Source organism: Shewanella sp. 30m-14 (assembly GCF_052977125.1).
This window is the reverse complement of sequence record NZ_JBRILW010000064.1, coordinates 1-579: the sequence shown is the minus strand read 5'-3', so window position 1 is coordinate 579 and position 579 is coordinate 1. Positions and strand designations below refer to the sequence as shown.

General features: G+C 43.2%; 1 tRNA gene. It reads left to right on the top strand.

The features are described from left to right. The first annotated feature begins 264 nt into the window (after nucleotides 1-264). Nucleotides 265-341, top strand: a tRNA-Met gene (locus tag ACVBIU_RS20495). Nucleotides 342-579 lie beyond the last annotated feature (238 nt).

The following is a 579-nucleotide window of genomic DNA, read 5'->3' as shown; positions in this document are numbered from 1 at the left end:
GGAGCAGTATGGTAGCTCGTCGGGCTCATAACCCGAAGGTCGTTGGTTCAAATCCAGCTCCCGCAACCAATTCTTTTGTAACAGAATTAAAACAGTTATTAGCGTCAATATGGACGCGGGATGGAGCAGTATAAAAGCTACTCGAACTCAACTCTTTATAAAAGAAGGGCGAAGGTCGTTGCCACGCTTTTGTAAAAAGTAATCCATCTTACGTAACCAATTCTTTTATAACAGAATTAAAACAGTTATTAGCGTCAATATGGACGCGGGATGGAGCAGTATGGTAGCTCGTCGGGCTCATAACCCGAAGGTCGTTGGTTCAAATCCAGCTCCCGCAACCAATTCTTTTATTGAAGAATGACGTGATATGTAGGCCAGCGAAAGCTGGTTTTTTTGTACCTGCGATTTACCGTTCTTTATAAGGTTATGAATTTGGATGGTGCAGTTTACTTGCTCGTCGGGCTCAACTTTTTATAAAAGCTAGGGCGAAGGTCGTTGCCACGCTTTTGTAAAAAGTAATCCAGCTCCCGCAACCAATTCTTTTATTGAAGAGTGACGTGATATGTAGGCCAGCGAAAG